Source organism: Cupriavidus sp. 30B13, assembly GCF_049059565.2.
Lineage (GTDB): Bacteria > Pseudomonadota > Gammaproteobacteria > Burkholderiales > Burkholderiaceae > Cupriavidus.
The window spans coordinates 3,197,505-3,222,087 of sequence record NZ_CP188224.1; the positions used below are offsets into that span (position 1 = coordinate 3,197,505).

The following is a 24,583-nucleotide window of genomic DNA, read 5'->3' on the forward strand; positions in this document are numbered from 1 at the left end:
CTCGCGCGCCGCGCTGAGCTGTTGGAGGGCAGCCCAGCCTACCATTCGGATTTATTGAATAGTGACGGTCTGAGTGATGACCGATGGGGGCCTGTCCGCCATGCTCACCGCGAACTCGTAGCGGTACTGGCTTCCGCTCTTGGCTTCCGACGGAATCGGCAGCCGTGACATGTCCACGTTCTCGCCCGGCTCGACGGTACGGTCCTCCTTCGTCTGGCCTGGGAACGGCACGATCGATTCCTTGCCATCGTCGATGGCGAACAGTTTGCGCTCCACTTTGACGTGGGCGTCGGAGCCGTTCGGCGTCATCGCGATGAATCGGGTGGCCATGTCGATCTTGTCGCCTGCCTTGGCGATGGCGGGCATCTCGACCTTCACCGCCATGGCCTTCTCGCCGTCACGCTTGGGGTTGTACTTAATTTCTTTCTTGACTTGATCGTACTGCTTGGTGCGCTCGATCTTCGATTCAGGAATCCAGCTCGGATTCTTCTTGAAACACGTATCGATTGCCGTGTAGTACGCAGTGGCAAAACCAGCGACCGCGCCTACGGCACCGCCTACCGCCGCGCCAATGGCAGCCTTCTTAATGCTGTCTTCCTTGTTCTTGCCAAACAGCGCCGCTCCAAGGCCGGCGACAAGGCCCATGCCGGCACCTTTAGCCGTCAGGATAGCCTGTTCTTGCGTGACGCAAGAATCCAGGTCCGCATTGGCAGATTCCTGAGCGTAGCTGAAAGTGGACGTGAGAGGGAAAAGAAGCGAAGTAACAACAACCGTCTTAAAGCATCGACTACGAATAACCATGATGATATTTGTCGTTTCTTTTTATGAAGAATCCCGGTATCCCCGGTATTCGTTAGAAAGGTGTATTGCCGGCCGAGAATAGCAGAAACGTCCCTCCGTAATCCATGGAAATTTGGTAGGGTTGATGCCTTAGCTATCCTGGTGCTGAGTATGCTTATGGAACAGCTTCAATCACCACCCTGATCCTTCAGTCGGCATTTTTTCCGCGAATTTCACCCCACTTTGGACGGGTTGATGCACGCCCGACAAGGTAGGCGTCATCCGGATCCCCGGCAAGGAGCGCGCGGCGACGCCATCAGGCACACTTGTCGCGCCTGCGGCGATGACTTTCTCAATTGAACTGGCGCCCTGCCGATAAGCTGGCTTCTTCAGCAGTTACCGACAGATTCATGGCCACTTGGCAGTTGTGCCGCTTGCCAAACTGGCCGCAGTATTGGCTCGCCACCCCAACGAATGCTTACCCTCTCGGGAAGATTCGTGTCGTCTATGATTCAATACAGGCCATTCGTCAAATTCATGCGTGGCCATACTCAGCGCCGCATCTGCTCAGACAGCGCTGCATCTGACTATTCCGACTTCGACACGAAATGATGTAGCGACTGATGTCGCGAGCGTACTCGCTCCGACTCCAAAGGCGCTGCAAGAGGTTCGCCGACCTTGCGTTTGATCCGCGGCATCCCCTCGCCATACTCGATCTCCGACTGCCACGCAAAGGTCCATCGGGTTGGGAGTAAGGTGTATGGAACTTCAGTGCCCGGCTTAAAAAGCTCGCCTAAAGCAGTTGAAAGCTGGAATTGAAAGGGAGAAATTTCGCCGATTAAGGAGATTCGAAGATCGTTGTTCTGTGTGGCTCTCCGCCATAAGGAGTCGAGACAACCCTTAGGGAAAGTCACACGACCTGCTCAAGCAGGTTTTGATGCGCGGAACAAGCGCGGAGCCGCGCTTGGGGTCGGCAGGCGGGACGCGGAAAGGATAAAAAGGCCGGAAACTACCAGAGCGAAAAAATCGGGAAGCCAGGCTTGCCTGCGTCTCCAGCGATTCCCCAATTTCTCCGCCCCACCCCACTTACATATACTTGAACAGATTCATCCCCTGAATCTGCATGAACGACTGCTGCGCCGCCTGCAGCGCGGTCTGGCGCTGGTAGTACTCGGTGATGGCCGAGTAGTAGTCCAGGTCCTGCAGGCCCGACAGCGTCTGCTTGTAGTTCAGCGTGCGGTTGGAGCCGATGGTGTCGAGCGCGTCGAGTTCCTGCATGCGCGAGCCCACCGAGGACTGCACCGTGCTGACGTTGTCGAGCGAGTTCGCCATCTTGCGGTTGGTGGTGGCCAGCACGTTGCTCAGCGCGGCGCGATCGGCATCGCTGACGATGGGCTTGTTGAGCGCGGTGATGGCGGCCTGCAGGTTGGCGAAGATGTCAGTGCCGGCCTGCTGCGCGGGCTGCAGGTTGACCACGTCGCCGTCCTTGGGCGCACCCGTGACCGACAGGGACAGGCCGCCGATCTGGATGCCGGCGCCGTCGGTGTAGTCGATCGGGGTGCCGATGGGCGCGGGCGGCGTGCTGCTGTTGTCCATCAGCTGGTACTGCATCTTGCCGGTGACGGTGTCGGTGGCGAAGTTGATCGACAGGTTCTTGCCGTAGTCCGGGTTGGTCGGGTCGGTGACCGAGACCGCGCTGAACGTGGCCGTGCCGGTGTTGCCGGCCGGTGCGGACGCCACGTAGGTCGCGGTGTTCTGCACGCTCATGAAGATCGAGTAGCCGTTGTCGTTGGTCGGCATCTGGCGCGCCACGTCGACCTGCAGCAGTTGCTGGCCGGTGTCGCCGCCGTACTGCACGGCGCCGCTGCCGTTCTTGGAGAACGGCGGCGTGGCCGACTGGTAGCCGGCGAACAGGAACTGGCCGTTGCCGTCGTCGGCGTTGGCCAGGCCCAGCAGCTGGTTGTACGCATCTTGCAGCGACGACGCCATGGAGGCGCGGTCGGCGTCGCTCATGGTGCCGTTGCCGGCCTGCACCACCAGCGTCTGGATGTTCTGGATGACCGTCGTCACGCTGTTGAGGGAGTTCAGCTCCATCGACAGGTTGGTGTTGGCCTGCTTGCGCGAGGTGGCGTACTGGTTGTTGATCGCGTTGGACTGCGAGACGATCAGCGCGCGCGTGGAGCCGACGGGATCGTCCGACGGCGTGAGGATGCGGTTGCCGGTGCCGAGCTGCTGCTGCACATGCATCAGGGCGCCCTGCTGGCTGTTCATCGAGGCCAGGCCGAGCTGGTAGAGCGTGGAGCTTGCGATGCGCATGTCTGTTCCTTTCTGTATCCGGGTCGTCGGGGCGGGCGGCGGGCGGTCAGCGGGCGATACCGATGATGGTATCGAACAGGTTGGTGGCGGTCTGGATGACCTTGGCGTTGGCCTGGTAGAGCTGCTGGAAGCGCAGCATCGAGACCGTTTCCTCATCCATGTTCACGCCGGACACGCTCTGCTGCGCGGTGGCGACCTGGGTCGTCACGCTGTCCTGCGAGGTCGAGGCGATCTGTACCGACTTGGCGCGGCTGCCGACGTCGTTGACGAGCTGGGCGAAGGCGTCGTTGTAGCTCGACACGCCGCCGATGGTCTTGGTGCTCTGCAGCTTGGCCAGTGCCAGCGCGTTGCCGTTGTCGGACACGCCGCTGAGGTTGGGCGCCAGCGTGAAGGTGTCGCCGGCCTTGGGCGCGCCGTCGAAGCTGACGGTGATGCCGTTGAACGAGAACTCGGTGGCGGTGCCGTTGGGCGTCGGGCCGGTGGTCGGCGTGACCGGGTTGCCGGCGGCGTCGGTGAAGACGTAGCCGGTGCCGTTGTAGGTAGCCGTGATGGTGCTGGCCGGCAGGGCGAAACCCTGGGCGACGTTGCCGACCTTGACGGTGCCGGTGCCGGTGTTGGTGGTGCCGTTGCTGGTGCGCAGCGGCCCCCCGGCGGCGATCTTGGCCGGATCGGTGATGGCCATGTCCATGGCGGCGGCCGCGTTGCGGGTCGGCTGGATCTGGAACGAGTCGTTGGTGCCCATCGAGGTGGCGGCCGGGATGCGCACGTCCACGCCGTCGGCCGACAGCGTCAGCGGATAGGTGGCGGTGGCGCCCGCCTGGGTGGCCACGACCTTGTTGTCGGAGGCACGCACCAGGTTGTAGTTGGTGCCGTCGAAGCGCAGCGTGTAGTCGCTGGTGGTGAGCTGCGAGGTATCGCTGATGGTCGCCGTGACGCCCGAGGTGCCGGTGTTCGTGCTGCGGGCGATGACCGCGGGCGAACCCAGCTTGAACAGGTCGCCGCCGATCTGGCCGGTCAGGTCCACGCCCAGCTTGTGCTGGTCGTTGAAGGTCTGCGCCAGGGTCACCGACAGGCGGCCGATGGCGTTCTGCGCCGGGTCCAGGGTCTCGCTGCGGAACTGCAGCAGGCCACCGAGCGAGCCGCCCTTGAGCGAGCTCTCGTCCATCTGGTAGACGTTGCCGTTGGACTGGGTGAACGCGATGGTGGTGCGGGAAGGATCGTCCGCCGACTGCACGGCCTTGAGGTCGTACGAGGTGGAGCCCATCACCAGCGGCTGGCCGTTGCCGATGTACACGTTGAAGACGCCATCCTGCGGCACCACCTTGACGCCGACGATCTGGGTCAGCTGCACCACCAGCTGGTCGCGCTGGTCGAGCAGGTCGTTGGGCGGCTGGCCGGAGCCGGCGGCGGTGGCCTGCGTGATCTGGGTGTTGAGCTTGGCGATCTGCTGCGAGTAGGCGTTGATCTGCGTCACCTGGCTCTGCACCTGGGTGTTGACACCGTCGCGCAGCTGCTGGAAGTACGAGTTCGCGGCGCGCATCTGGCCCACCAGCGACTGGCCGGCGTTGAGCATGTTCTGGCGCGCGGCGGGATCGGCCGGCGTGTCGGACACGCCCTGCACGGCGGCGAAGAAGTTCTGCATCAGCGGCGCCAGGCCACCCTTCTGGTCGGCCAGCAGGTTGTCGATCTGGCTGATCTGGTCCGAATAGGTGGAGAGCTGCGCGCTCGAGCTGAGCGCGCCGCGCAGCTGGTTGGTCAGGAAATCGTCATAGACGCGCACCACCGAGGTGGTGTTCGAGCCCTGGCCGAAGAAGCCGGCGCTGGTGTACTGGCCGCCGGCCGAGGCGATGATGGTGTTCTGGCGCGTGTAGCCGGGGGTAGCGGCGTTGCTGAGGTTGTGGCCAACCGTGGTCAGCGCGTTCTGCGCCGTGTTCAGGCCGGAAAGTCCGATGTTGAAGAGAGACATGCTCTAGCTCCGCGTCTGGTGGCTGCCGCGCGCCCGACGGGACGATCCGCGCACCGTGCCGCCCCGGGGGCCTGTCGATGCCGGTTCGCCGCTGCCTGGATCTACGGCGGTGAATGGTGTAGGTAACGGCAGAAGTACAAAAAGACTTTAGGGCCGGGCGGCGGATTTTCGTGGCGGCGCGGCGGAGGACTGGCCCGGGCCGCGCCCGGCGCCACGCCTCAGACCGGCACCTTGCGCATGATCCGCACGAGTTTTTCCCCGTAGGCCGGGTCGGTGGCGTAGCCGGCCCGCTGCAGGCCGCGCGCGGCGTCGTCCGCGTTGCCCGCCGCCAGCACTTCGGCATAGCGCGGGTTGTTGCTCAGCAGGCGGCCGTAGTCGGCGAACGCCTCGTCGTAGGAGCCGTAGGCGCGGAAACGCGCGCGCACCTTCTGCGGCTGGCCGTCGACGTATTCGGTGGTGGTGATTTCCGCCACCGGTCCCTTCCAGCTGGCGCCGGCCTTGACGCCGAACACGTTGAACGTGGTGCTGCCGTCGGGGTGGGCGATCTCGCGGCGGCCCCAGCCGGATTCGAGCGCGGCCTGGCCGAGGATCAGCTTGGCCGGCACGCCGGTGGCGCGCGAGGCCGACATGGCGGGCCCCGCCATGCGCGAGACGAAGGCGCTGATGTGGGCCGGCGTGTCTTCCGGCAGCGCCACGCCGTTGCCCTGCCAGGCGTCGGCGTCCTGCGCCTGGCCCTGGTACTGGCGCAGGCCGGCGGTGGGGTTCCAGTTCGGGCCGGGCACCACGCTGCCCAGGCGCGGCGCGTTTCCGTCGCCGCTGCCGTCGCCGTTGCGCATGTCGAGCGCGCCGGACAGGCCGGGCGCGGCGTCGTCCATGCCGGCCTGCATCGCCGCCTGCCTTGCGGCCGCGGCGCCGGCGGTGCCGGCCAGCTCGGGCGGCACGGCGGCGCCGCTGGCGCGCGCGAGCTGGCGCACCATCACGTCGGCCAGGCCGATGCCGCGCGTGGACATCTGCTGCGAAAGCTGCTGGTCCATCATCGACATGTAGAGCTTGGTCTGCTCGTTGTCGAACAGGCCGTCCTGCGGCGTGGCGTCGCGCATGCTCTTGAGCACCATCTGCGTAAACACCGCCTCGAACTGGCGCGCCGCGGTGCGCAGCGTTTCCGGGGTGGCGCCGGTGCGGGCGCTCTGCTTGAGTCCTTCGAAGCCCTGGGTGTCCAGGGCGAAGCGTTGCGAGAGTTCGGCCTGCGCGGCCATGCGGCTGGCGGACATGTCAGATGATCTCGAGGTCGGCGCGCAGGGCGCCGGCGGCGCGCATGGCTTCCAGGATGGTCTGCAGGTCGGCAGGCGTGGCGCCGAGCGCGTTGAGGCCCTTGACCACCGCGGCCAGCGAAGCGCCCGCCTTCACCATCTGCAGCGAACCGCCCTGCTGCTTCAGGTCGATCTGCGATACCGGCGCCACCACGGTCTGGCCGCCGCTGAACGGGGCCGGCTGGCTGATCACCGGCTGGGTGTTGATCACCACGGAGAGGTTGCCGTGGGCGACGGCGCAGTCGTCCACCGTGACGGCCTGGTTCATCACGATCGAACCGGTGCGCGCGTTGAGGATGACCTTGGCCGCGGCCTTGGCGCGCGTGACTTCGATGTTCTCGATGCGGGCCATGAAGCCCACCCGCGCCGAAGGCGCCTGCGGCGTGCGCACCTGCACCACGCGGCCGTCCAGCGCGCTGGCCACGCCGCCGCCCATGTTGCGGTTGATGGCCTCGACCACGCGCTCGGCGGTGCCGTAGTCGGTTTCGCGCAACTCCAGGTTGAGCAGGCCGCCTTCGGGCTGGAAGGCCGGCACCGCGCGCTCGACGATGCCGCCGTTGGCGATGCGGCCCACGGCAAGCTGGTTGACCTGCACCCGGCTGCCGTTGGCCGACGCGCCCGCGCCGCCCACCAGCATGTTGCCCTGGGCGATGGCGTAGACCTGGCCGTCGGCGCCCTTGAGCGGCGTCATCAGCAGCGTGCCGCCGCGCAGGCTCTTGGCATTGCCCATCGACGACACCACCACGTCGAGCTGGGTGCCGGGCTGCGCGAACGGCGGCAGCGTGGCCGTCACCATCACCGCCGCCACGTTCTTGAGCTGCATGTTCTTGCCGGCCGGCAGCGTGATGCCGAGCTGCGAGAGCATGTTGGTCAGGCTCTGCGTGGTAAACGGCGTCTGCGTGGTCTGGTCGCCGGTGTTGTCCAGGCCGACCACCAGGCCGTAGCCCACCAGCGGGTTGTCCCGCACGCCCTGGAAGGTGGCGAGATTCTTGAGCCGTTCCGCCTGTGCCGCGCCTGCCAGCAGGCCGAGCGTCAGCGCGAGGAAAAGAGCGCGGACGAAGCGGCGGCGCAAGACGGGGAGCGAAGACGGGAACATGATGCGGTCAGCCATCAGTACGGTGAGACATTGAGGAAGAAACGCTGCAGCCAGCCCATGTTCTGCGTTTCGTCGATATAACCCTTGGCGGTGTACTCGATGCGCGCGTCGGCCACCTGGGTGGACGGCACCGCGTTGTCGCCGGTGATCGTGCGCGGGTTGACCACGCCGGAGAAGCGGATGAATTCCGCGCCCTGGTTGATGGCCATCTGCTTCTCGCCGGACACCACCAGGTTACCGTTGGGCAGCACTTCCAGCACGGTCACCGTGATGGTGCCGTTGAAGGTGTTGGCGGCGCTGGCGCCGCCGCTGGCCTTCAGGCCGTTGGCGCCGCTCATGCTGGCGTTCTGGCTGCTGCTGAACAAGCCGCCGAGCGCCTTCGGCACGGCATCGAACGTCAGCGCGCTGTTGGAAGTGCGCGTGGCGTTGGTGCCGGAGTTCTTGCTGGCGTTGACGTTCTCGCTGATCACGATGGTGAGGATGTCGCCCACGTTGCGCGGCCGGCGATCCTCGAACAGCGGATTGCCCGCGTACGAGCCCTGGAAGATCGATCCGCTCGACGGCCCCACCGAGCGCGGCTCCGCGCGCGCGGTGGTGGGAAGCTGGACCAGCGGCTCGCGCGGCACCATCGCGCAGCCGGTCGCGAGGCAACACAGGGCGAGCGCGCCCAGGCGGATCAGCGAGGCCATCATGTTCATCCGAGCTGGGTAAGGCGCTGCAGCATCTGGTCGGAGGTCTGCACCGCCTTGCTGTTGATCTCGTAGGCGCGCTGGGTCTGGATCATGCTGACCAGCTCCTCGACCACGTTCACGTTGGACGACTCCACGTAGTTCTGCTGCAGCGTGCCGGCGCCGTTCAGCCCGGGCACGGTGGCATTGGGCGCGCCCGAGGCATCGGTCTGCACGTACAGGTTCTCGCCCAGGCTTTCGAGGCCGGCCGGGTTGGGGAAGGTCGCCAGCTGGAGCTGGCCGACCTGCACGTTGGCGCTCGAGCCCGGCTGCGTGACCGAGACGGTGCCGTCGCGCCCCACGGTCAGCGAGGTGTAGTTGGGCGGCAGCGTGATGGCGGGCTGGATCACGAAACCGCTGGACGTCACCAGCTGGCCGTTCTGGTCGGTCTGGAACGAGCCGTCGCGCGTGTAGGCGGTGGTGCCGTCTGGCATCGTGACCTGCAGGAAGCCCTGCCCGATGATGGCCACGTCCTTGCTGTTGCCGGTCTGCTGCGGATTGCCCTGGGTGTGGATGCGCTCGGTGGCCACGGGGCGCACGCCGGTGCCCAGCTGCATGCCCGAGGGCAGGTTGGTCTGGTCCGACGACAGCGCGCCCGGCTGGCGCACGGTCTGGTACATCAGTTCCTCGAACACCGCGCGGCTGCGCTTGAAGCCGTTGGTCGACACGTTGGCCAGGTTGTTCGAGATCACGTCCATCTGCGTCTGCTGCGCATCGAGGCCGGTCTTGGCAATCCAGAGAGAGCGGATCATGTTTGTCCTCACATGGCCGCCGCTTGGCGCGGCGGCACGTCAATTCAAGAAAATCAGTTGGTCGAGAGCAGCTGGTTGGCGCGCTGGTCGTTGGTGTCCGCGCCCTGGATCATCTTCATCTGCATCTCGAAGCGGCGCGCGTTGGCGATCATGTCGACCATGGCTTCCACCGGGTTGACGTTGCTGCCCTCCAGCGCGCCGGTCAGCACGCGCACGTTGCCGTCCTGCTGCAGCGGCTGCGCGCCGGGGCGCAGGCGGAACAGGCCGTCGTCGCCGCGGGCGATCGAGTCCGGCGGCGGGTTCACCAGGCGCAGCCTGCCGATCTGCGCCAGGCCCTGGGCGGTGTCGCCGGGACCGCGCACGGTGATGGTGCCGTCGCTGCCGATGGTGACCTCGGCCGAAGGCGGCACCGCGATCGGGCCGCCGTCGCCCAGCACCGGCAGGCCGGTGCTGGTCTGCAGCTGGCCGTCGGGCGAGACCTGCAGCGAGCCCGCGCGGGTGTAGGCCTCGCTGCCGTCCGGCGCCTGCACGGCCAGCCAGCCATTGCCCTGCAACGCCACGTCCAGCGCACGCTCGGTGTAGGTCAGCGGGCCGGCCTTCATGTCGGCGCCCGGCGTGGAGGCCAGCGTGAACGCGCGCGTCGGCGAGGCGTTGCTCACCACCGGCACCGCGCGGAACATGTTGACCTGCGCGCGGAAACCCGGCGTCGAGGCGTTGGCCAGGTTGTTGGATACCGCGGCCTGCTGGTCGAGCGTCTGCTTGGCCCCCGACAGGGCGGTATAGATCATGCGGTCCATGGCGTTTCCTCAGCGCCGGCCCTCCCGGGCCGGCGGCATGCTGTGCTGCTCGGTTACAGGTTGACCAGGGTCTGCATGACCGTGTCCTGCGCCTTGATGGTCTGCGCGTTGGCCTGGTAGTTGCGCTGCGCCACGATCAGGTTCACGAGCTGGCCCGACAGGTCCACGTTGGAAGCTTCCACCGCGTTGGACTTGAGCGTGCCCGAGGCGCCGCCGGCCGCGGCGACCACCGCCGGGCCCGACGAGCCGGTCTCCGACCACACGTTGTTGCCTTCCGGCTTGAGGCCCTGCGCGTTGGCGAAGTTCGCCAGCACGACCTGGCCCAGGGCCTGGGTCTTCTGGTTCGAGTAGCTGCCCAGGATGGTGCCGTCCGGCTGCACCGCGAAGCCCAGCAGGCTGCCGGCGGCATAGCCGTCCTGCACCGGCGGCTTGGTGTCGTTGTCGCCGGCGAACTGCGTGGTGCCGGTCAGGTTCATGGCGATGCTCATCGCGGCCGCGCCGTTGGCGGCGGGCAGCGCGATGTTGGTGGTGGCGCCGGCTGCCGGCACCACCAGGTTGCCGTTCGGGCCGAACTGCAGCGTGGTCGTGCTGACGACGTTGCCCGCCGCGTCGGTCAGGTTCATGGTCCAGTCGGTGCCGCCGGCATTCGGCGCGGGCAGCGTGCCGGCGCCCGGGGTGCCGGTGGAGAAGTACGCGGTCAGCTGGCGGGCGTTGCCCAGCGAATCATAGACCGTCACGCCGGTGCTGTAGTTGAACATGTCGCTGGTCGGCAGCGCAGCCGGAACCGGGGGCGGTCCCGGCAGCGGGCCGGTGCTGGAGAACGGCGTGGCGGGCACCTTGCTGCCGGAGTCCAGGTTGAACGACATGGCCAGCGCGCTGGTCGCGCGGGCGGCCATGGTGGTGTTCGGGATCACCAGCGGCTGCGGCTGCACGGCGCCGCCGCCGGTCGTGCCGACCGGGTAGCCGGTCAGTGCCAGGCCTTGCGCGTTGGTGATGCTGCCGTCCGGCTGGCGCTGGAACTGGCCATTGCGCGAGTAGAACACCGACCCCGTGGAGTCGGTCATGCGGAAGAAGCCGTCACCGTTGGTGATCGCCACGTCGAGCGGGCTGCCGCTCGATTCGATATTGCCCTGGTTGAACGACTGCACCACCGAGTTCACCGACACGCCCAGGCCGATCTTGGTGCCGGCGTACACGTCGGCGAACTGCGCGGTCGATTGCTTGTAGCCGACGGTATTGGCGTTGGCGATGTTGTTGCCGATGACGTCCAGATTGGATGCTGCGGCGTTGATGCCGCTTACCCCTTGACCGAAACCCATGATGTTCCCCTAATAAACTGGTTAGCTGACGAATCGCAGATAAATCAAAGAATGCGGCGTACGTCGTCGACGGACGCCGTGCGGCCGTTGCCGATATCCACCAGCACGCCGGTGGAGTCACCGCTGATGCTGTTCACCTTGCCGTAGACCAGCGCGACCGGCGAGACGTCCTTGCCGTCGGCGGTGGCCGCGACCTTGAAGGTGTAGTCGCCGTCCGCCACCGGCACGCCGGCATCGTTCTTGCCGTCCCAGGTGATGTCGTGCACGCCCGCGACCTGGCCCTTCATGTCGATGGTGCGCACGATGTTGCCGTCCTTGTCGAGCACGTTGACCGTGACCGCGTCGGCCGTGGACGGCAGGTCCACGCCGATCTGCGTCGGCACGCCGCCGGCCACCGTGGTGGTGTTGCCCGGCACCATCACCGTATGCCCGATCAGCGACGCCGAATCCATGGCGCGGCTGGCCGCGACCTGGGACAGCAGCGCCTGCAGCGTGTTGTTCATGGTCTGCATGCCGCTCACCTGGCTGATCTGCGCGAGCTGCGAGGTGAGCTGCGAGTTGTCCATCGGGTTGAGCGGATCCTGATTGTTCATCTGGGTGACCAGCATGGTCAGGAAGTTGTTCTGCAGGTCGGCGGCGCTGGCGCTGCTGCCTTGCAGGGCATTGTTGATGCCCTGGCTGCTGGTGTCGACGGAGGAGGTGCTAGTCATTGCGGGTCCTGTTTTCTGGGCGTCACTGACCGATGGTCAGCGTCTTGAGCATCATGGTCTTGGCGGTGTTGAGCACTTCGACGTTGGCCTGGTAGGAACGCGAGGCCGAGATCATGTTGACCATCTCCTCCACCGGGTTGACGTTGGGCATCGTGACGTAGCCGTCGGCATTGGCCAGCGGATGCGTCGGGTTGTGCACCATGCGCGGCGGCGACGGGTCTTCCATCACGCCCTCGACCTGCACGCCGCCCACCTCGCTCTGCCCCGGGGTGGGAGCCAGGCCGAAGATGACCTGCTTGGCGCGGTATGGCTGGCCGTTGGGTGTGACCGCGCTGTCCGCGTTGGCCAGGTTGGAAGCGGTCACGTTCATGCGCTGCGACTGCGCAGCCATGGCGGAGCCGGCGACATCGAAGATATTCATTGCTGGCATGGCGTGCTCACTGCTGGATGGCCGACAGCATGGTCTTGATCTTGGCGCTCATCACCGTGAGGCCGGACTCGAAATGCACCGCGTTGTCGGCGAACGCCACGCGCTCGGTGTCCATTTCGACGGTATTGCCGTCGATGCTCGACTGCATCGGGATGCGGTACTGGAGGTCCATGTCGTCCGCCACCGGCGCCTGGCCCGGCAAGTGCCGCACCGAGGTGGTGGACAGCGACACGCCCTCGGCACGCTTGCCGCGCTCGACGGTCTGCGCCAGCGTGCTGGAGAAATCGAAATCGCGCGCCTTGTAGCCGGGCGTGTCGGCATGCGCGATATTGGAGGCAATCACCGACTGCCGCTGGGTCCGCAAGCTCAGCGCTTCTTGCTGGAAGCGCAATGCCGCATCGAGTCTGTCAATCATGTCTGTGTCTCGCTGGAGGGAGAGAGCGACGAAGGTCGACCTTCTTCAGGTGTGCCATCTTAGGTTCGGGCCTGTCATCCCAATCGCGCGAATAGGGCAAAAAAACCTGCGTATTTCGACACGAGCCGCAAGGCGCGGCTGCCTACAATGGGTCCTGTTTTCGCGGCACGGCCCGCGCGCCCCGGGCGCGCCGCCGGTCCGATCCTTGCTGGATGCACACATGAATCCTCGTTTCCGCGCCGCCTTCCTGCGCGCCCTCAGGCGCGCCCTGGCGCGCGCCCTGCCCTGCGTGCTGGCCGCCGGCGGCGCCCTGTCCGGCAGCGTCCGGGCCGCGCCTCCCGCGCCGTTTGCCGAAGATCCGGTGCGCGCCGCCGTGGAACAGTTCCTCGAGCGCCAGACCGCCGGCCTGCCCGGCAAGGCCAGCATCCAGCTGGTGCCGCCGTCGGGCGGGCGCGCCCCGGACTGCCCCCTGCCCGAGCCGTTCCTGCCGCCGGGCGCCTCGCCCTGGGGCCGCATCTCGGTCGGCGTGCGCTGCGGCGGCGAGCGGCCATGGACCCGCTATGTCCAGGCGCGCGTCTCGGTGGTGGCCGACTATTACGTAGCGGCCCGCAACCTCGCGCCGGGCGAGCCGCTGGACCCGACCGACCTGGAAGTGCGCCAGGGCGACCTGTCCAACCTGCCGCGCGCGGTGGTGACCGATCCCGCCCAGGTGGCGGGCGCGGTGGTCGCCAACCGCATCGCCGCGGGCTCGCCGATGCGCATGGACCTGTTGAAGAAGGCCATTGCCGTGCGGCAGGGCCAGAATGTGACGGTGGTGGTGGAAGGCGATTCCTTCCAGCTCAGCAGCGAGGGCAAGGTGATGGCCGACGCGGCCGCCGGCAACAACGTGCAGGTACGGCTCAAGAACGGCCAGGTGGTCAACGCGCTGGTACGCAACGGCGACACGGTGGTGCTGCAACAATAGGCAGGCACGCCGGGGTAGCGCCGCCGTCTCATGAGACAATGGCGCGCCGCCTGGCGGCCCCGGCGGCGCATGTGCAGCCGGCATCCCAGGCCTGCACCCGGACGGCCCGAATCGGGCCGGGGCGGCCCTAAAGTTCTGCCGCCGCCGTCCGATAAGCCAGAGGAACCCAGCAAGGAATCACCGTGAAGATCAATCAGACCACCTCCTCGAGGCCGGCCGACGCCACCGACGGCGCCGTGCGCAGCGTGGCGGGCGCCACCACCGGACCCGCCGCAGCCCCGGAAACCGCCGGCGTGCACGTCAGCCCCCTGGCCGCGCAGGTGCGCGAGATCGGCGCGCGCCTGGTAGAGGACCACGACGACGATATCGATACCGCCAAGGTGGATGAAATCCGCCAGGCGATCGCCGAAGGACGCATCAAGATCGACCCCAGCAAGATCGCAGACGGTCTGCTGGCGTCGCTGCGCGAACTCAACGGCGGCGCCTGAGGCATCACACCGCGGCGGCCAAGCCAACCCACGTAACATAGGCAAGCCATGAGCCAGTCCCTGATCCAGAACCTCGCCCGGGAAACCGAGCTGTCCAAGGAATTCGCCGCCGTGCTGGGCGAAGAGCGCGCCATGATCAAGGCGGGCGACTACCAGGCGCTGGTCGGCCTGCTGGAGCGCAAGGTCGAGCTGGCCGGCCTGTTGCAGACGCAGACGCGCACGCGCGAGGCGCAGATGGGAGCGATGGGGATCCGGCTCGGCGCCGGCGGCCAGATCACCGGGCGCGACCTGTCTCCCGCCATCGAGACGGCCTGGCGCAACCTGCTTTTCACCGCGCGCATGGCGCGCGACGCCAACACGCTCAACGCGGCCGTGGTGGACGCGCACCTGGAGTTCACGCAGGAAGCGATTCAGACGTTGCGCCAGCGGGGCGACACGGGGACGCTGTATGGCAAGGACGGGCGCACCCAGCAGGGCCCGCAGGGTGTGAGCCTGGCGGCGGGCTGAGGCTGGGGGTGCCAAGGGGGAAGCGGTTCCGCCTTTCTGCGGGGAAGGCGGGCCGTGTTTTGTTTCGCAAAGCGCGGGCAAGCGCGGTGGCCACGCCGGATTCCGGATCTCCGGCGAGCCGGCCGGCGTAGCGAAAAAGCCGCCCGGCGGAAGCTCCCACGGTCATCTGCCGAGAAATTTGCGGGCCGGCCGCCGGCTACGCCCTCGTCAAACGCCGGACGACATCGCCGTTCTCGATGCGCGGCCATCGACGCCCGCCAACTGCAGCGTGCTGCCCCGCAGCTCGATCTTCACCGGATCGGACTTCTTCCACTGTTTTTTCGGCACGACCAGCTTCCACACCGCCTCCTTGTCCGGCCCGCGAAAAAGCGCCGCCACGCCGACATACTCGGCATCGGCGTGCATCGGCTCACTCAGGCTCACGCTCGCATCCGGGCGCACGATGACGTCCCTGGTTGCCAGCAGATCGGGCTTGAGCGACTCGAGATCGTCGGCCTGCAGTTGCGCGTAGCTCAGTTGCTCGAAGGCCTGCGGCGTCTTCAGTTGGTAAATCCTCACCACCGTCGACAACGATTGTCCGGCGCCGTTCGTATTTAGCGCCGACCGGCTCGTAAGGTCGAGGTTCATGGTCTTGACCTGCGTCGTGAAGGCCCACTTCGCGGCCTCCACCGTGCTGTCCTTTATCCCTTGCGCAACGCCGCAGCCGGCCATAAGGGCGGCAACCAGCAGTCCGGCTCCATTTTGAAGCTGTCGCCTCATCGTCTTGATCCTCTTGGTGTGTCAGGTTCTTGTGTTGCATCCGTCTGGCGCACGACCGGCGCAGCTTTGCCGCCTGCTACGCCGCGCCGGTTCCGTTCCATGTTCCAAGTCGCACGCGCGTCATGCGCGTCATGGCGCCGCCGGCGTCGTTGGCTTCCGTTGCCGCAGTGCACTGCAATTGCGTGGTGTAACCCAGGCTCACCCGGTCCGAATTCAGGGCTGGTGCCGGCATCAGCGCAGGCCTGACCAGCATCTCCAGGCAAGCATGCGCTGCGTAGCCGAGATAAAAGCGCAGCAGCGCCATCACCTCTCCATGCATGCGCCTGCCCGGCATCAGCTCCAGCACCGATTCCCGTGTCTGCGGCGTGATCGCCACGCGCACGGTGTTCGCGCGATCGTAGAAGCCGCGTCCCAGCACGCAGTTCTCCTCGAGCGGCATCCGTTCGTCGGCGTCGAGGCGCACCCACACGGGGTAGAACTCCTCGACCGTAATCCGGGCGTCCGGCACGGCGTGCTGCAGCACGCCGGCCAGGCCTTCGGCCGTGCGCGTGCGCTGGCTGGCCAGCCCCAGCATCGACAGCAGTTTCTGCGTGCCGACGGTGTCCTCGATCCGGTCCTGGCCGGCGTCCCTCTCGCCGAAACCCAGCCCGAGCAGGCTCAACAGATAGCGCGACACCTCGTCCCGCCCGCCCGGACGGAAACCCGCCGGATAGCGATACTTGCGCGCGACGCGGTAGAACTGCGTGACAATCCGGTGGTGGAACAGATCGAGAAAGGCTGCGAGCGGCTCGGCTCCGTCACGACGCTGCGCAATCTCGTCCACGAAGTAGGACGGCATGCGCGCATCGACGCCATAGAAGCCAAGGAAGGTCGTGCGGACCACGGGCGGCCGGCCAGGGTGGTCGCTGTCGTGCTCGACCGACTGGATTTCCCGCCCCGGAAAGCCCAGCCGCCCATGCGAGCGGAAGCGCACCGGCTCGTTGGCCGGGGAATCGGTCGTGCCCAGCGGCGGGTGCCGCGGCGCGGACAGCTCGATCAGCTCGCAGAGCCGGAAGACATTCATTCGTGGCGCATTGGCGAGCAGCGCCGGCAGCAAGTCGCCGGCCGGGAAGGACGTCACGATCTGGTCTGGCATGCTCAAAATGGGGGCCCCTCCCCTTTGCTGTCGGGCCAGGCCAGGCGCTTGCCCGTGGGCTGCGATACGACCACCAGCCGGGTATACAAGTTCACGGTCGCGTACAGCGACAGAAACCGGTTGAGCATCTCGCCGAACAGTTCCACGTCGCCCGCACCGGCAAAGCGGGTGCTGTCCAGGGTCACCACGATCTCCACGCCACGCAGCAGACCACCCTTGACGAGCTTCTGGAGCGGGCGATGCCGCACGTCGGAAATGGCATCGATGCGCCGGCGGTTCAGTTCCCCGTCCGTCCAGTCGTATAGCGCCAGGCTGCCGCGCAAGACCTCGGCATCCAGCAGCGACAGGTAGTTCGGTGCCAGGTGGGACAGCACCCGCCAGTGAAAGCGGTCGCCGGTCGGGGGATATACCGGCAGGGTCGGCGCGGTCAGGTTGCGCACCGTGCCGATATTGGTAAAGCCGCCGCGCATGCGGGTGATCCCGGCCTCGCGCAAGCCCTTGCGCGGCAGCATCCCGTTGGTGCCTGTCACCGATAGCGACAGGGTTTCCTGCGGCAAGGTTTGCTGCTGTTCCCAAGCATGGCCGCCAAGGACGACCCAGGTGTCGAACCTGCCCGAGGGACCGCGACGCATGCGGGTGTGGAAGTAGCGCTCCGGCATCTCGTGGCGCAGCATGCCGCCCCGGTGGCGGAACGCCGCAAACGGCGCGTACTCGAAGCGCCGGCCGCTACCGGCTTCGAACCCGCGTACCGTGTCGACGGAATACGCCTCGACATGCTGCCCGTGCTGCTCCATCGCCCGCACCCGGTACTCGGTCTCGAAGTGGGTGACGGAGATCGGGTTGGCTTCGAGCGCGAACAGGTTGATGATGGGCGTGCAGAAAAGCCGCACGTTCTCGGCCGAAAAGCGCATGTCGTCCGGAAACGGCTTGTGGAGTACCACCTCCACGTCAAAATGCTCCGCACCTTGCGGGATGGCGTCCATATCCAGCCCCACCAAGTCCACGAACATGAATTTCTCGGGGAAAGTGAAGTATTCCAGCAGCAACTGGTAGCCGCCGAAAGCATTGTCGGGCTTGGGCCACAGGCGCTCCTCGGCCGCGAATCCCGCCGCCTCCAGGCGCAAGCCCGCCATCGGCTGGGGTGCACCGGGCCGGTCGGCCGGGTAGCCCGGGACCCGTACCTGCACGGCCAGCGGCTCGGCGGTGAGCGCGGCATAGAGCGCCAGGGCCAGTGGCCGGTCGGCATGGAGGTAGAGCCGCAGGCGCGGCACCGCCAGGTGCTCGCGGCGCCCCTGCATCTGGAGTGCGAGCCGCAGCCGGATCACCGAGCGGCCATCCTCGCGCGCGTGAGCACTGGCTTCAGTGAGCCGAAGCGGGTACAAATCGACCGGCTGCGTGGTCCGATAGATGCACTCGACGCTGTCGCCGCCGTTGGCGGCCTGGGTACTCAGCTCAATCGGGTCCGACGTGACTTCCAGTCCGGCCGGCAACGTCTCGTGGCGTTGCAGCGCGCCGGCGGTCGGGGTCAGCTCGAGGATCGACAGCGAGGGAATCATGCGCAGGTAATGCGGCCAGAGCATGCTGACCAGTCCTTCGGTCAGCTCCGGCAATTCGTCGTCGAGCTTATGGCGCAGCCGCCCCATCAGGAAGGCGAAGCCCTCGAACAGCCGTTCAACGTGGGGATCGCGCTCGCCGATGCGGTCGATATTGAGCATGCGTGCGCGATCCGGAAACGCCTGGGCGAACTCCTTCCCGGCCTCGCGCAGGTAGCGCATCTCCGCCTCGTAGTAGCGCAGGATCTCGTTGTCTTGGGTGGGATGGTTCATGAAATAGAATTGGTGCGACAGCTAGGCGAGGGTCACCGCGCGGGCCGGGTCGATGGCGGTCAGGTCGCCCACCAGCGTGTCGATGCGCTGGGCCAGCGTGGACTTGTCCGCGTCCTTGCGGGTCAGGCGGGCTTTGAGCAGCCGCAGCAGTTGCTGCTTGGCTTCGAACGCGAGCGACGGCTCCCAGGCGGACAGTCGGAAGCGCTGGGCAGCCAGATCGAGAGCGGACAGCAGGTGCAAGGCTGTGTCCGGCCGGCCAGCCCGTTCGGCCACGCGCGCCATGACCAGTTGCCGGACGAAGCGATCCCGTTCGCCATCGGGCACCGGCAGGCCCTGCAGCCAGGCGAAGGCGGCATCCAGGCTCTGCTGGGCGGCGAGGTCGGCCGCCTGGGCTTCCGTCTCCGCCCAGTCGGTGCTGGCGGATGCGACCGATACCGGCGCCACCGCTTCGCCGCGCTCCACATCGCGCACGGTGGCATGGCGTGCGATCCACTCCAGCGTGGTGTCGTCCGCGAACGGCGTGCCATCCGTAAAGGCCAGTCGATCGAGGCCGGGCAGGCGCTCGAGCATCAGCGCGCAATCGGTCGCCAGCAGGTCGCGCACGCGGGCATACTCGCCCCCCGCCTGGTCCTGGGCGGTGAAGGCGTAGTACTGCAAGTCCAGCCAGAAGTGGTTCGCGCCTTCGGCGAAAGCCTGTTCGACGCGGTCGAGCAGCTCCGGCCACTGCTTTTGCAGCAGCAGGCGCCTGAGCTGGGCGCGCAGTTCGGCGCGCGGCGCCACCAGGCGGGTCTTGCCGCTCGCCTCATGCGGCGGCACGTCGGTCAGCGTATCCCAGCGCACGCAGCGCATCAGCCGGTAGGCTGCCAGATAGCCCTGGGGCTGCTCGCGCAGGAAGAGCGCCATCTGGCGCGCCCGGTCGAGCAGCTCGCGCGTGGAAGCCACCTCGCCGGCGGCGGGCGGGAAAGTCGACGAGGCGGGGGATGGCCTTGATGGTTCGCCGATGCCGGTACTCTCGGTGGCCAATGGCGACTCGACGCGCCCCTCGAAACGGCGGAAAAGCCCGTCGAGAGCCGGGCGCGCGGGCTCCGGCCACTGCGCGGTGCGCTCCAGGATCAGGGCAAGCGCGGAGAGGGTCCGCTCGAGGGGCAAGCCGGTCAGACCCTGCACCCGGTCGAGGCGGTCGGTGAACGTGGCGCCAGCCAGCCATTCGAGCGCGGCCTTGCGGCTCTCGGCGCGGGCGGGCAGCATCTGGGCGCCAAAACGGTCGATCAGCGCCGACAGCAGTTCGAAGCCACAGGCTACCCCTTCCGCACCTTCGCGCCGCATACATCCGTAAGCATAGTAGACCGCCAGGCGCACATCCTTGGCGACATGCTTGAGCAATTCGCCTGCGGATTCCACGATCAGCGCGTCGTCGATATCGGACAGCTTGGCGACTTCCTCCTTGATAGCGAGGAAGCCGTCGTCGTAGCCGGGATCGTCGCCAACCGGGGCATCGGGGCGAATTGGTTGCAGCCATGGCTCCCAGCGGGCCTGGGCCGAGCGGGCAAGCGCCGCGGGCGCGCGGGCGCCAAACAGTGCGTTGAGGAGGTTGCTGAACATGGTTTCCTTCACAATTAGCGCGAACCGCGCGGGGCCGAGGCGGCACGCGGCACCACCTGCGGTTCTCGGCCCACGAAGATGCGCGACGGCAGCACAAAGCCCCGCAGTGCCAGCATCTCCAGCGGCCCCTGGCCGACTTCGGTACGCATCTGGTAGCGGATCGGGTAGGCCATCTCTGTTTGCGGTGGCTGCTTCGCAGGGCGCGTCGCCAGGCTGTCGGCGTCAGCAGTGGTCGGCTCAGGCTCGCTGATTGTCGGTTCCTTCGTGTCCGGCGTGCTCTGCCAGGTCAACTCGTAGGTCGCGCTGTCCATCGGCTCGACGTGCGCGCGCTCCAGCATCCGCACGAAGCCAAAGCGGCCGCCGAACTCATAGCTCTTGTTGGTGCCAGCCTTCTCGGTCTGCCATTGCAGCCGCGTGCCCAGATCCTGCAGATTGTTGGCCGGCCAGTTCATCGCCTGCCAGGTCTCGCGCTGGTTGTAGTAGTGCAGCTTCTGGCCATCGACGGTCAGCAGCGTGTCGGTCAGGCCCGGTGTCGGGATTGGCTTGAACTCGAACCGGTACTGCGGCTCGCCTTGCGCCAGCAGGCGGGTGGCGATGCGCTGCAGGGCATTGACCGCCTTGAGGAAGGCCGGATCGAAGGCCAGCGTCTGGCCGCCGGTAGCCGCTGGCACCCATTGATCGCCCTGCAGTTCCAGCACGCCGGCCAACTGCATGCCGAGGAACGCCCCGATCACGCCGGTCTGCGGTCGCAGGAAGCGCGCCAGCTCCGGCAAGGAGGCATCGTTGGCGCTGTCGGCGAACGGATAGCGCCCGGCGAACGATTTGCCCCACGCCATGGCAATGCCCTGCCGCCAGGCGTCGTTCAGGCTCGCCTGCGCGGGTTGCAGCACGGTCTGCGTGGCCTGCGCGATCGGGCGCACGAACAATGTCTCGCCCATGCCCGCCCACTGGTTGCCCAGGCTCGCGGCGATCAGTTGCGCATAGGCCTGGGTGTCGGCCAGCTCCGAACCCTTGCCCTGAAAGAGCGCCTGCGCCATCTGCCGGGCCTGCGCGTCGGCATCGGCGCTGTTGCTGACCTGCTGCAAGCGCAGGCGCAGCGCCGTCGCGCGGTCGAGGAAACGTTGCAGGCTCAGGTCGCTGCTGCTGCCGGCATTGGCGGCCTGGCCTTGTCCCACCAGCCGCAGCACCGGCCCGAAGGCGGCGCCCAGCGGCCCCGCCGCGTCCGGCTTGATCGCCTCGGGTCCCGCCGCCTTCTTGCCCAGCAAATCCTGGGCCTTGGCCACCAGCGTGTCCGACAGCGAATCCCTGTGCGCGCCGGCGCCGCCCTGGTACTCGAGCGACTTCATCAGCGCGATCACCGGCGACTGGCGCGCATCGGCCATCAGCTTGAGCTGATCGATGGCGGCCGGCAGCGTGGGGGCGGGCTCCCATTGCAGGCTGTTCATGAAGCCCTGCCAGCGGTCTGCATAATCGGCAAAGTACCGCTCGCCCAGCGCAGCCTGCAGGACCTCGGCGGAGCGGCCTTCCGTCGGCGATGCCTGGGCCTTGCCGCCGGTCAGCACCCAGTCGCTGGCGACCTCGCTGCGCCTGGCGGCGGCCTCGATCGCGGGAGCGACATAGCCCTCGTAGGCCTGGCGCGTGAAGATGCCGGGCACGATCGCGGTGGTGCGCACCAGCCCGCGGGGATCGGCGCCGGCCGTCAGCGAGACCAGGGTGGCGTCCGGATACTTGTTGCCGCCGTTGTTCGCGAAGGCGTTGAGGATGCCCTGGTAGATGGTGTCCTCGGCGTTGCGCTCCCCGATCACCGCTAGCAGCGTCTGGCGAGCGCCGGCCACCAGCTCCGGGCGGGGTTCGATGCGCCAGTCCGGGTTCGCCTTGAGGTGCTGCGCATAGAACCTGAGCAGGCGTTCGGCGAGGTCCTGCCGCTCGCCCGGCGTGATGCGGGCATCGGTGGACCAGTGTCGTACCAGTTGCGGGGCCAGGAAGGCCGGCTCGGCACGCTCGGGGGTGGCCAGCATCAGGTAGGTCTTGAGTCCTTCGTGGCCGCCCAGCGCCCAGCGGCTGGTCTGCTCATCCAGCGCGTCGGTGCGCATCTGCGCGAGGTCCACCAGCGCCGCCTCGAGGTCCTGCTGGACCGGCGTCGCCAGCAATCGGCGGCTGGCCTGCGCGTAGGGCTTCCACAGCGCGGCCAGCACCTCACGGTCGCGGTTCAACCCGAAGCGGGCCGCGAGCGGCGCGTGATGCCGGGTGCGGTATTCGTAACGCTCGATCTGCTGCTGCAACGTCACGAGGACGCGCAGGCGGGTAGCCGGATCCGGGGCCGATTGGATGTGGTGGATGGCCTGCCGGGCGGCGCGCAGATCCCGCGCGTTCAGCGCGCCAGACATCAGCATGCCGGCACTCCACAGGCCGATGGCCGTCAGCACGAGGATGGAGAACACCGTAGCCGGATGCCAGCCGATCCGGTGGCCCGGTTGCCGGCGGGCGGCCTCGCCCAGGTACTGCCAGAGGAGCAAGTCGGCACCAGGCTCGTCGTCCGCATCGGCAGCAGAGCCCGGATATGGGGCGAACACGATGCCGCTGAGCGGGATGCGCTGTCGTTGGTGGCCACGCAGTCCGGCAATCCAGCCAGCCAGCGCCGGGCCTCGCGTGTCGAGCCGCTGAGACAACGCCCCCATATAGCTGTCGCGCCCGTTCTGAATCAGTTGCTCGACGCTGCGATCTGATAGTTGGTCGCGCAAAGACTGCAGTGCCTTGCCGATGGCCGCAGCATCTGCTTGCTGCGGCAACTCGCATCCGATCACCGGTGTATCGCGGTCGGTGATCACATCCGTCAGCGCGACATCGAGCAGGTAGACCGGCGCGGACCAGTGCAACACCTCGGCGATGCGGACCAGGTGGAGGCCATAGGGGTGGTGGCCACGGTTCTGGGATGGCAATTGGGCCTCGCCGTCGGTCACGAGGACCACGGCATCGATCGGCCGGCGCCGGCGCAGCTTGTAGATCCGCTTGAGCCAAGCCGTGTCCGGCATGCCATCCTGCCCCGGTACGCTATGCAGCAGCAACGCGTCGGATGTGCGCAGCCAGCCCGCTTCGGTCAGTTCGGGCCGGAGCCGGCCTATGGCGGCAGGATCGCCCATCACCAGCAGGCAGGGCAGGTGGCGACAATGACGGTCCCGCATAGCGAACTTAAGGTTCGCGTGCTGCAACGCCGCCAGATTCACGCCGGATGGCGCGGTCTTGCCCAAGCGCGCAGCGGGATCGCGCTGATGCCGCTTGCGCCCCCTTGAATTCCTAGCCACGGCGCTCCACGCTGCCGTATTGGGACCACGCAGCAGGAGTGCGGCTGTGCCGGCCAGCCCCGCGATTTCTGCGTGCCTGATGGCAGCCTCACTGCCTCCGCCCATGAAATACAGCGTGGCGGCTACGGCTGCGGTGATGGCGACGACCGCGATCCGGTATCCCCAACTCTTTCGATTTTCCATCAAGTCGCTTCCGATTCGCTCTGGGGCGCCACGGGGCGCACCACCGCCAGCCGCAATGCACCTTCGCGGCAAGCGATCAATTGCGGCGCGTTGCTCTGCTGCGCCTGCTCTATGGCCAGCGCGGCGGCGATCCAGGCCGACGCGACGCCCGGGTTGCCAAGCGCGGCGTCAATATCATGTACCCCAGGCAACCCATCCGCCCGGGCAGCGCCCAGGGCGGCCTCCGATGCGCTACTGAGTAGTGCCACCTTGTCCGCCTTCGACAAGCCGGATTGCCACAGGTGGTGAAGATCCTCGGGCGCTGCCTGTCCACACAGGATGGCGGCCTCGATAGCGCCGCCGAGCCCATCGGCGTCGCAGGCTACCGGGCGATGCAGCATGGCGACGGGTGCCAGGTCTCGCCGCTGCGCCAACGGCGCCCAGCCGAGCAGCAGAGCCACGGCGACCTCACCACTGCCTTCCGGCGGTATATCGTGCAACTGGACTGCGACGAATAGGCTGAATTTCTCCAGGGCAGGACCGCCGTATTCGTCCAGCCAGGCATCCAGCAGCATCAGGCCTTCCCCAACAGGCATCAATGTCACCTCGGCCGGACGCAAGCCGCAGCCATGCCAGCACGTGCGCCACATCGCAAGAAGCGGCTCGGAATCGATCTCCTTTGGCAACTGCAGCCGCACGTCGACCGGCATCCTGGGCGGCAAGGTGCGCAATGGCACCGCGATTGCAGTCAGCAACGCGTGGAACGCCTGCCGGTAACGGTCGCCGCTGTCGCCGTTTTCAGCCAATACCAACCGTGTATGACGAATCGCCGGCGAACGCGGTGCCGGCGCGCGTGCCTGCAGGGCGGATTCCCGGTTGGCAATCCGCCCGGATACGCCGTCCGATGCCATCGCACACAGGTACGCGGCGCCGATCACCGCCAGCGGCTCGGTGCCGAACGCAACGGCTTCCTCGCGGTCTGCCTGCCGGACTGCCTCCTTGGCCGCCAGATCATTGCAGTCCTCGTCATGGAAGTGCAGACGCAAACCGAACAGGGCGCCCCATGCCAGGATGGGATACCCCAGCAGCCTCATCCAGAACCACGGGGTGCCTGTCGGCTGGCCCTTCGGCCAGGTAAGCAAGGTCCAGCCGACGCCAACTGCGAGACAGACCACCAGCAGCGCCAGCCAGAGCATGGGGTTCGGCGGCGTGGGCGGTC

General features: G+C 67.1%; 21 protein-coding genes and 1 pseudogene. 3 read left to right on the forward strand and 19 right to left on the reverse strand.

The features are described 5' to 3' along the window. Positions 1 to 51 precede the first annotated feature (51 nt). The 13 genes and pseudogenes from ACKI2N_RS33345 to flgB all read right to left on the reverse strand — a co-directional run bounded on the left by ACKI2N_RS33345 (position 52) and on the right by flgB (position 12,619). Complete coding sequence (locus ACKI2N_RS33345; protein WP_420997264.1) at positions 52 to 801, reverse strand: hypothetical protein; 750 nt, start codon at positions 799 to 801, stop codon at positions 52 to 54. Positions 802 to 1,141: 340 nt separating this feature from the next. Beyond that, positions 1,142 to 1,490, reverse strand: a pseudogene (locus ACKI2N_RS33350) (transposase); the annotation flags it as partial. Between the two features lie 376 nt (positions 1,491 to 1,866). Continuing rightward, positions 1,867 to 3,096 (reverse strand): flagellar hook-associated protein FlgL, encoded by a 1,230-nt coding sequence (gene flgL, locus ACKI2N_RS33355; RefSeq protein ID WP_420997263.1) that lies wholly within the window; start codon positions 3,094 to 3,096, stop codon positions 1,867 to 1,869. Positions 3,097 to 3,142: 46 nt separating this feature from the next. Further along, positions 3,143 to 5,062: a flagellar hook-associated protein FlgK gene (gene flgK, locus ACKI2N_RS33360; RefSeq protein ID WP_420997262.1), complete on the reverse strand. Its 1,920-nt coding sequence runs from the start codon at positions 5,060 to 5,062 to the stop codon at positions 3,143 to 3,145. 218 nt (positions 5,063 to 5,280) lie between these two features. Next, positions 5,281 to 6,333, reverse strand: a complete 1,053-nt coding sequence (gene flgJ, locus ACKI2N_RS33365) for a flagellar assembly peptidoglycan hydrolase FlgJ (RefSeq protein ID WP_420997261.1) — start codon at positions 6,331 to 6,333, stop codon at positions 5,281 to 5,283. 1 nt (position 6,334) lies between these two features. Further along, complete coding sequence (locus ACKI2N_RS33370; protein WP_420997260.1) at positions 6,335 to 7,468, reverse strand: flagellar basal body P-ring protein FlgI; 1,134 nt, start codon at positions 7,466 to 7,468, stop codon at positions 6,335 to 6,337. 14 nt (positions 7,469 to 7,482) lie between these two features. Further along, positions 7,483 to 8,166, reverse strand: a complete 684-nt coding sequence (flgH, locus tag ACKI2N_RS33375; RefSeq protein WP_420997259.1) for a flagellar basal body L-ring protein FlgH — start codon at positions 8,164 to 8,166, stop codon at positions 7,483 to 7,485. After that, positions 8,163 to 8,948: a flagellar basal-body rod protein FlgG gene (flgG, locus tag ACKI2N_RS33380; protein WP_420997258.1), complete on the reverse strand. Its 786-nt coding sequence runs from the start codon at positions 8,946 to 8,948 to the stop codon at positions 8,163 to 8,165. The genes flgH and flgG overlap by 4 nt, the downstream gene beginning before the upstream one ends. Positions 8,949 to 9,001: 53 nt before the next feature. After that, the gene (flgF, locus tag ACKI2N_RS33385) at positions 9,002 to 9,745 is read right to left on the reverse strand and encodes a flagellar basal-body rod protein FlgF (protein ID WP_420997257.1); all 744 of its coding nucleotides are present in this window, start codon (positions 9,743 to 9,745) and stop codon (positions 9,002 to 9,004) included. A gap of 53 nt (positions 9,746 to 9,798) precedes the next feature. Next, positions 9,799 to 11,064, reverse strand: a complete 1,266-nt coding sequence (gene flgE / locus ACKI2N_RS33390) for a flagellar hook protein FlgE (protein WP_420997256.1) — start codon at positions 11,062 to 11,064, stop codon at positions 9,799 to 9,801. 44 nt (positions 11,065 to 11,108) lie between these two features. Then, positions 11,109 to 11,774 carry a flagellar hook assembly protein FlgD gene (gene flgD / locus ACKI2N_RS33395; RefSeq protein WP_420997254.1) on the reverse strand — a complete coding sequence of 222 codons (666 nt, stop codon included), beginning with the start codon at positions 11,772 to 11,774 and terminating at the stop codon, positions 11,109 to 11,111. Positions 11,775 to 11,796: 22 nt separating this feature from the next. Then, positions 11,797 to 12,204, reverse strand: a complete 408-nt coding sequence (gene flgC / locus ACKI2N_RS33400; RefSeq protein ID WP_420997253.1) for a flagellar basal body rod protein FlgC — start codon at positions 12,202 to 12,204, stop codon at positions 11,797 to 11,799. A gap of 7 nt (positions 12,205 to 12,211) precedes the next feature. Beyond that, the gene (gene flgB, locus ACKI2N_RS33405) at positions 12,212 to 12,619 is read right to left on the reverse strand and encodes a flagellar basal body rod protein FlgB (RefSeq protein ID WP_420997252.1); all 408 of its coding nucleotides are present in this window, start codon (positions 12,617 to 12,619) and stop codon (positions 12,212 to 12,214) included. Positions 12,620 to 12,839: 220 nt separating this feature from the next. On the opposite strand from flgB, the gene flgA reads away from it, so the two are divergent. From flgA to ACKI2N_RS33420, 3 genes are all read left to right on the forward strand, one after another. After that, entirely contained in the window at positions 12,840 to 13,583 is a 744-nt protein-coding gene (gene flgA, locus ACKI2N_RS33410; protein WP_420997251.1) for a flagellar basal body P-ring formation chaperone FlgA, read from the forward strand. Between the two features lie 182 nt (positions 13,584 to 13,765). Continuing rightward, positions 13,766 to 14,071, forward strand: a complete 306-nt coding sequence (gene flgM / locus ACKI2N_RS33415; protein WP_420997250.1) for a flagellar biosynthesis anti-sigma factor FlgM — start codon at positions 13,766 to 13,768, stop codon at positions 14,069 to 14,071. Between the two features lie 48 nt (positions 14,072 to 14,119). Next, positions 14,120 to 14,578, forward strand: coding sequence for a flagella synthesis protein FlgN (locus ACKI2N_RS33420; protein WP_420997249.1), 459 nt, complete (start codon positions 14,120 to 14,122; stop codon positions 14,576 to 14,578). Between the two features lie 207 nt (positions 14,579 to 14,785). Here the strand turns inward: ACKI2N_RS33420 and tssJ are convergent, their stop codons facing one another. The 6 genes from tssJ to ACKI2N_RS33450 all read right to left on the reverse strand — a co-directional run bounded on the left by tssJ (position 14,786) and on the right by ACKI2N_RS33450 (position 24,560). After that, positions 14,786 to 15,337, reverse strand: a complete 552-nt coding sequence (gene tssJ / locus ACKI2N_RS33425) for a type VI secretion system lipoprotein TssJ (RefSeq protein ID WP_420997248.1) — start codon at positions 15,335 to 15,337, stop codon at positions 14,786 to 14,788. Positions 15,338 to 15,413: 76 nt separating this feature from the next. Continuing rightward, positions 15,414 to 16,472, reverse strand: coding sequence for a type VI secretion system baseplate subunit TssG (gene tssG / locus ACKI2N_RS33430; RefSeq protein ID WP_420997247.1), 1,059 nt, complete (start codon positions 16,470 to 16,472; stop codon positions 15,414 to 15,416). A 2-nt stretch (positions 16,473 to 16,474) separates the two neighbouring features. Continuing rightward, entirely contained in the window at positions 16,475 to 18,298 is a 1,824-nt protein-coding gene (gene tssF / locus ACKI2N_RS33435; RefSeq protein ID WP_420997246.1) for a type VI secretion system baseplate subunit TssF, read from the reverse strand. A 21-nt stretch (positions 18,299 to 18,319) separates the two neighbouring features. Next, entirely contained in the window at positions 18,320 to 19,900 is a 1,581-nt protein-coding gene (gene tssA, locus ACKI2N_RS33440) for a type VI secretion system protein TssA (protein WP_420997245.1), read from the reverse strand. Positions 19,901 to 19,914: 14 nt separating this feature from the next. Continuing rightward, the gene (locus ACKI2N_RS33445; RefSeq protein ID WP_420997244.1) at positions 19,915 to 23,385 is read right to left on the reverse strand and encodes an ImcF-related family protein; all 3,471 of its coding nucleotides are present in this window, start codon (positions 23,383 to 23,385) and stop codon (positions 19,915 to 19,917) included. Then, positions 23,385 to 24,560 (reverse strand): hypothetical protein, encoded by a 1,176-nt coding sequence (locus ACKI2N_RS33450; RefSeq protein ID WP_420997243.1) that lies wholly within the window; start codon positions 24,558 to 24,560, stop codon positions 23,385 to 23,387. The genes ACKI2N_RS33445 and ACKI2N_RS33450 overlap by 1 nt, the downstream gene beginning before the upstream one ends. Between the last annotated feature and the right edge of the window lie 23 nt (positions 24,561 to 24,583).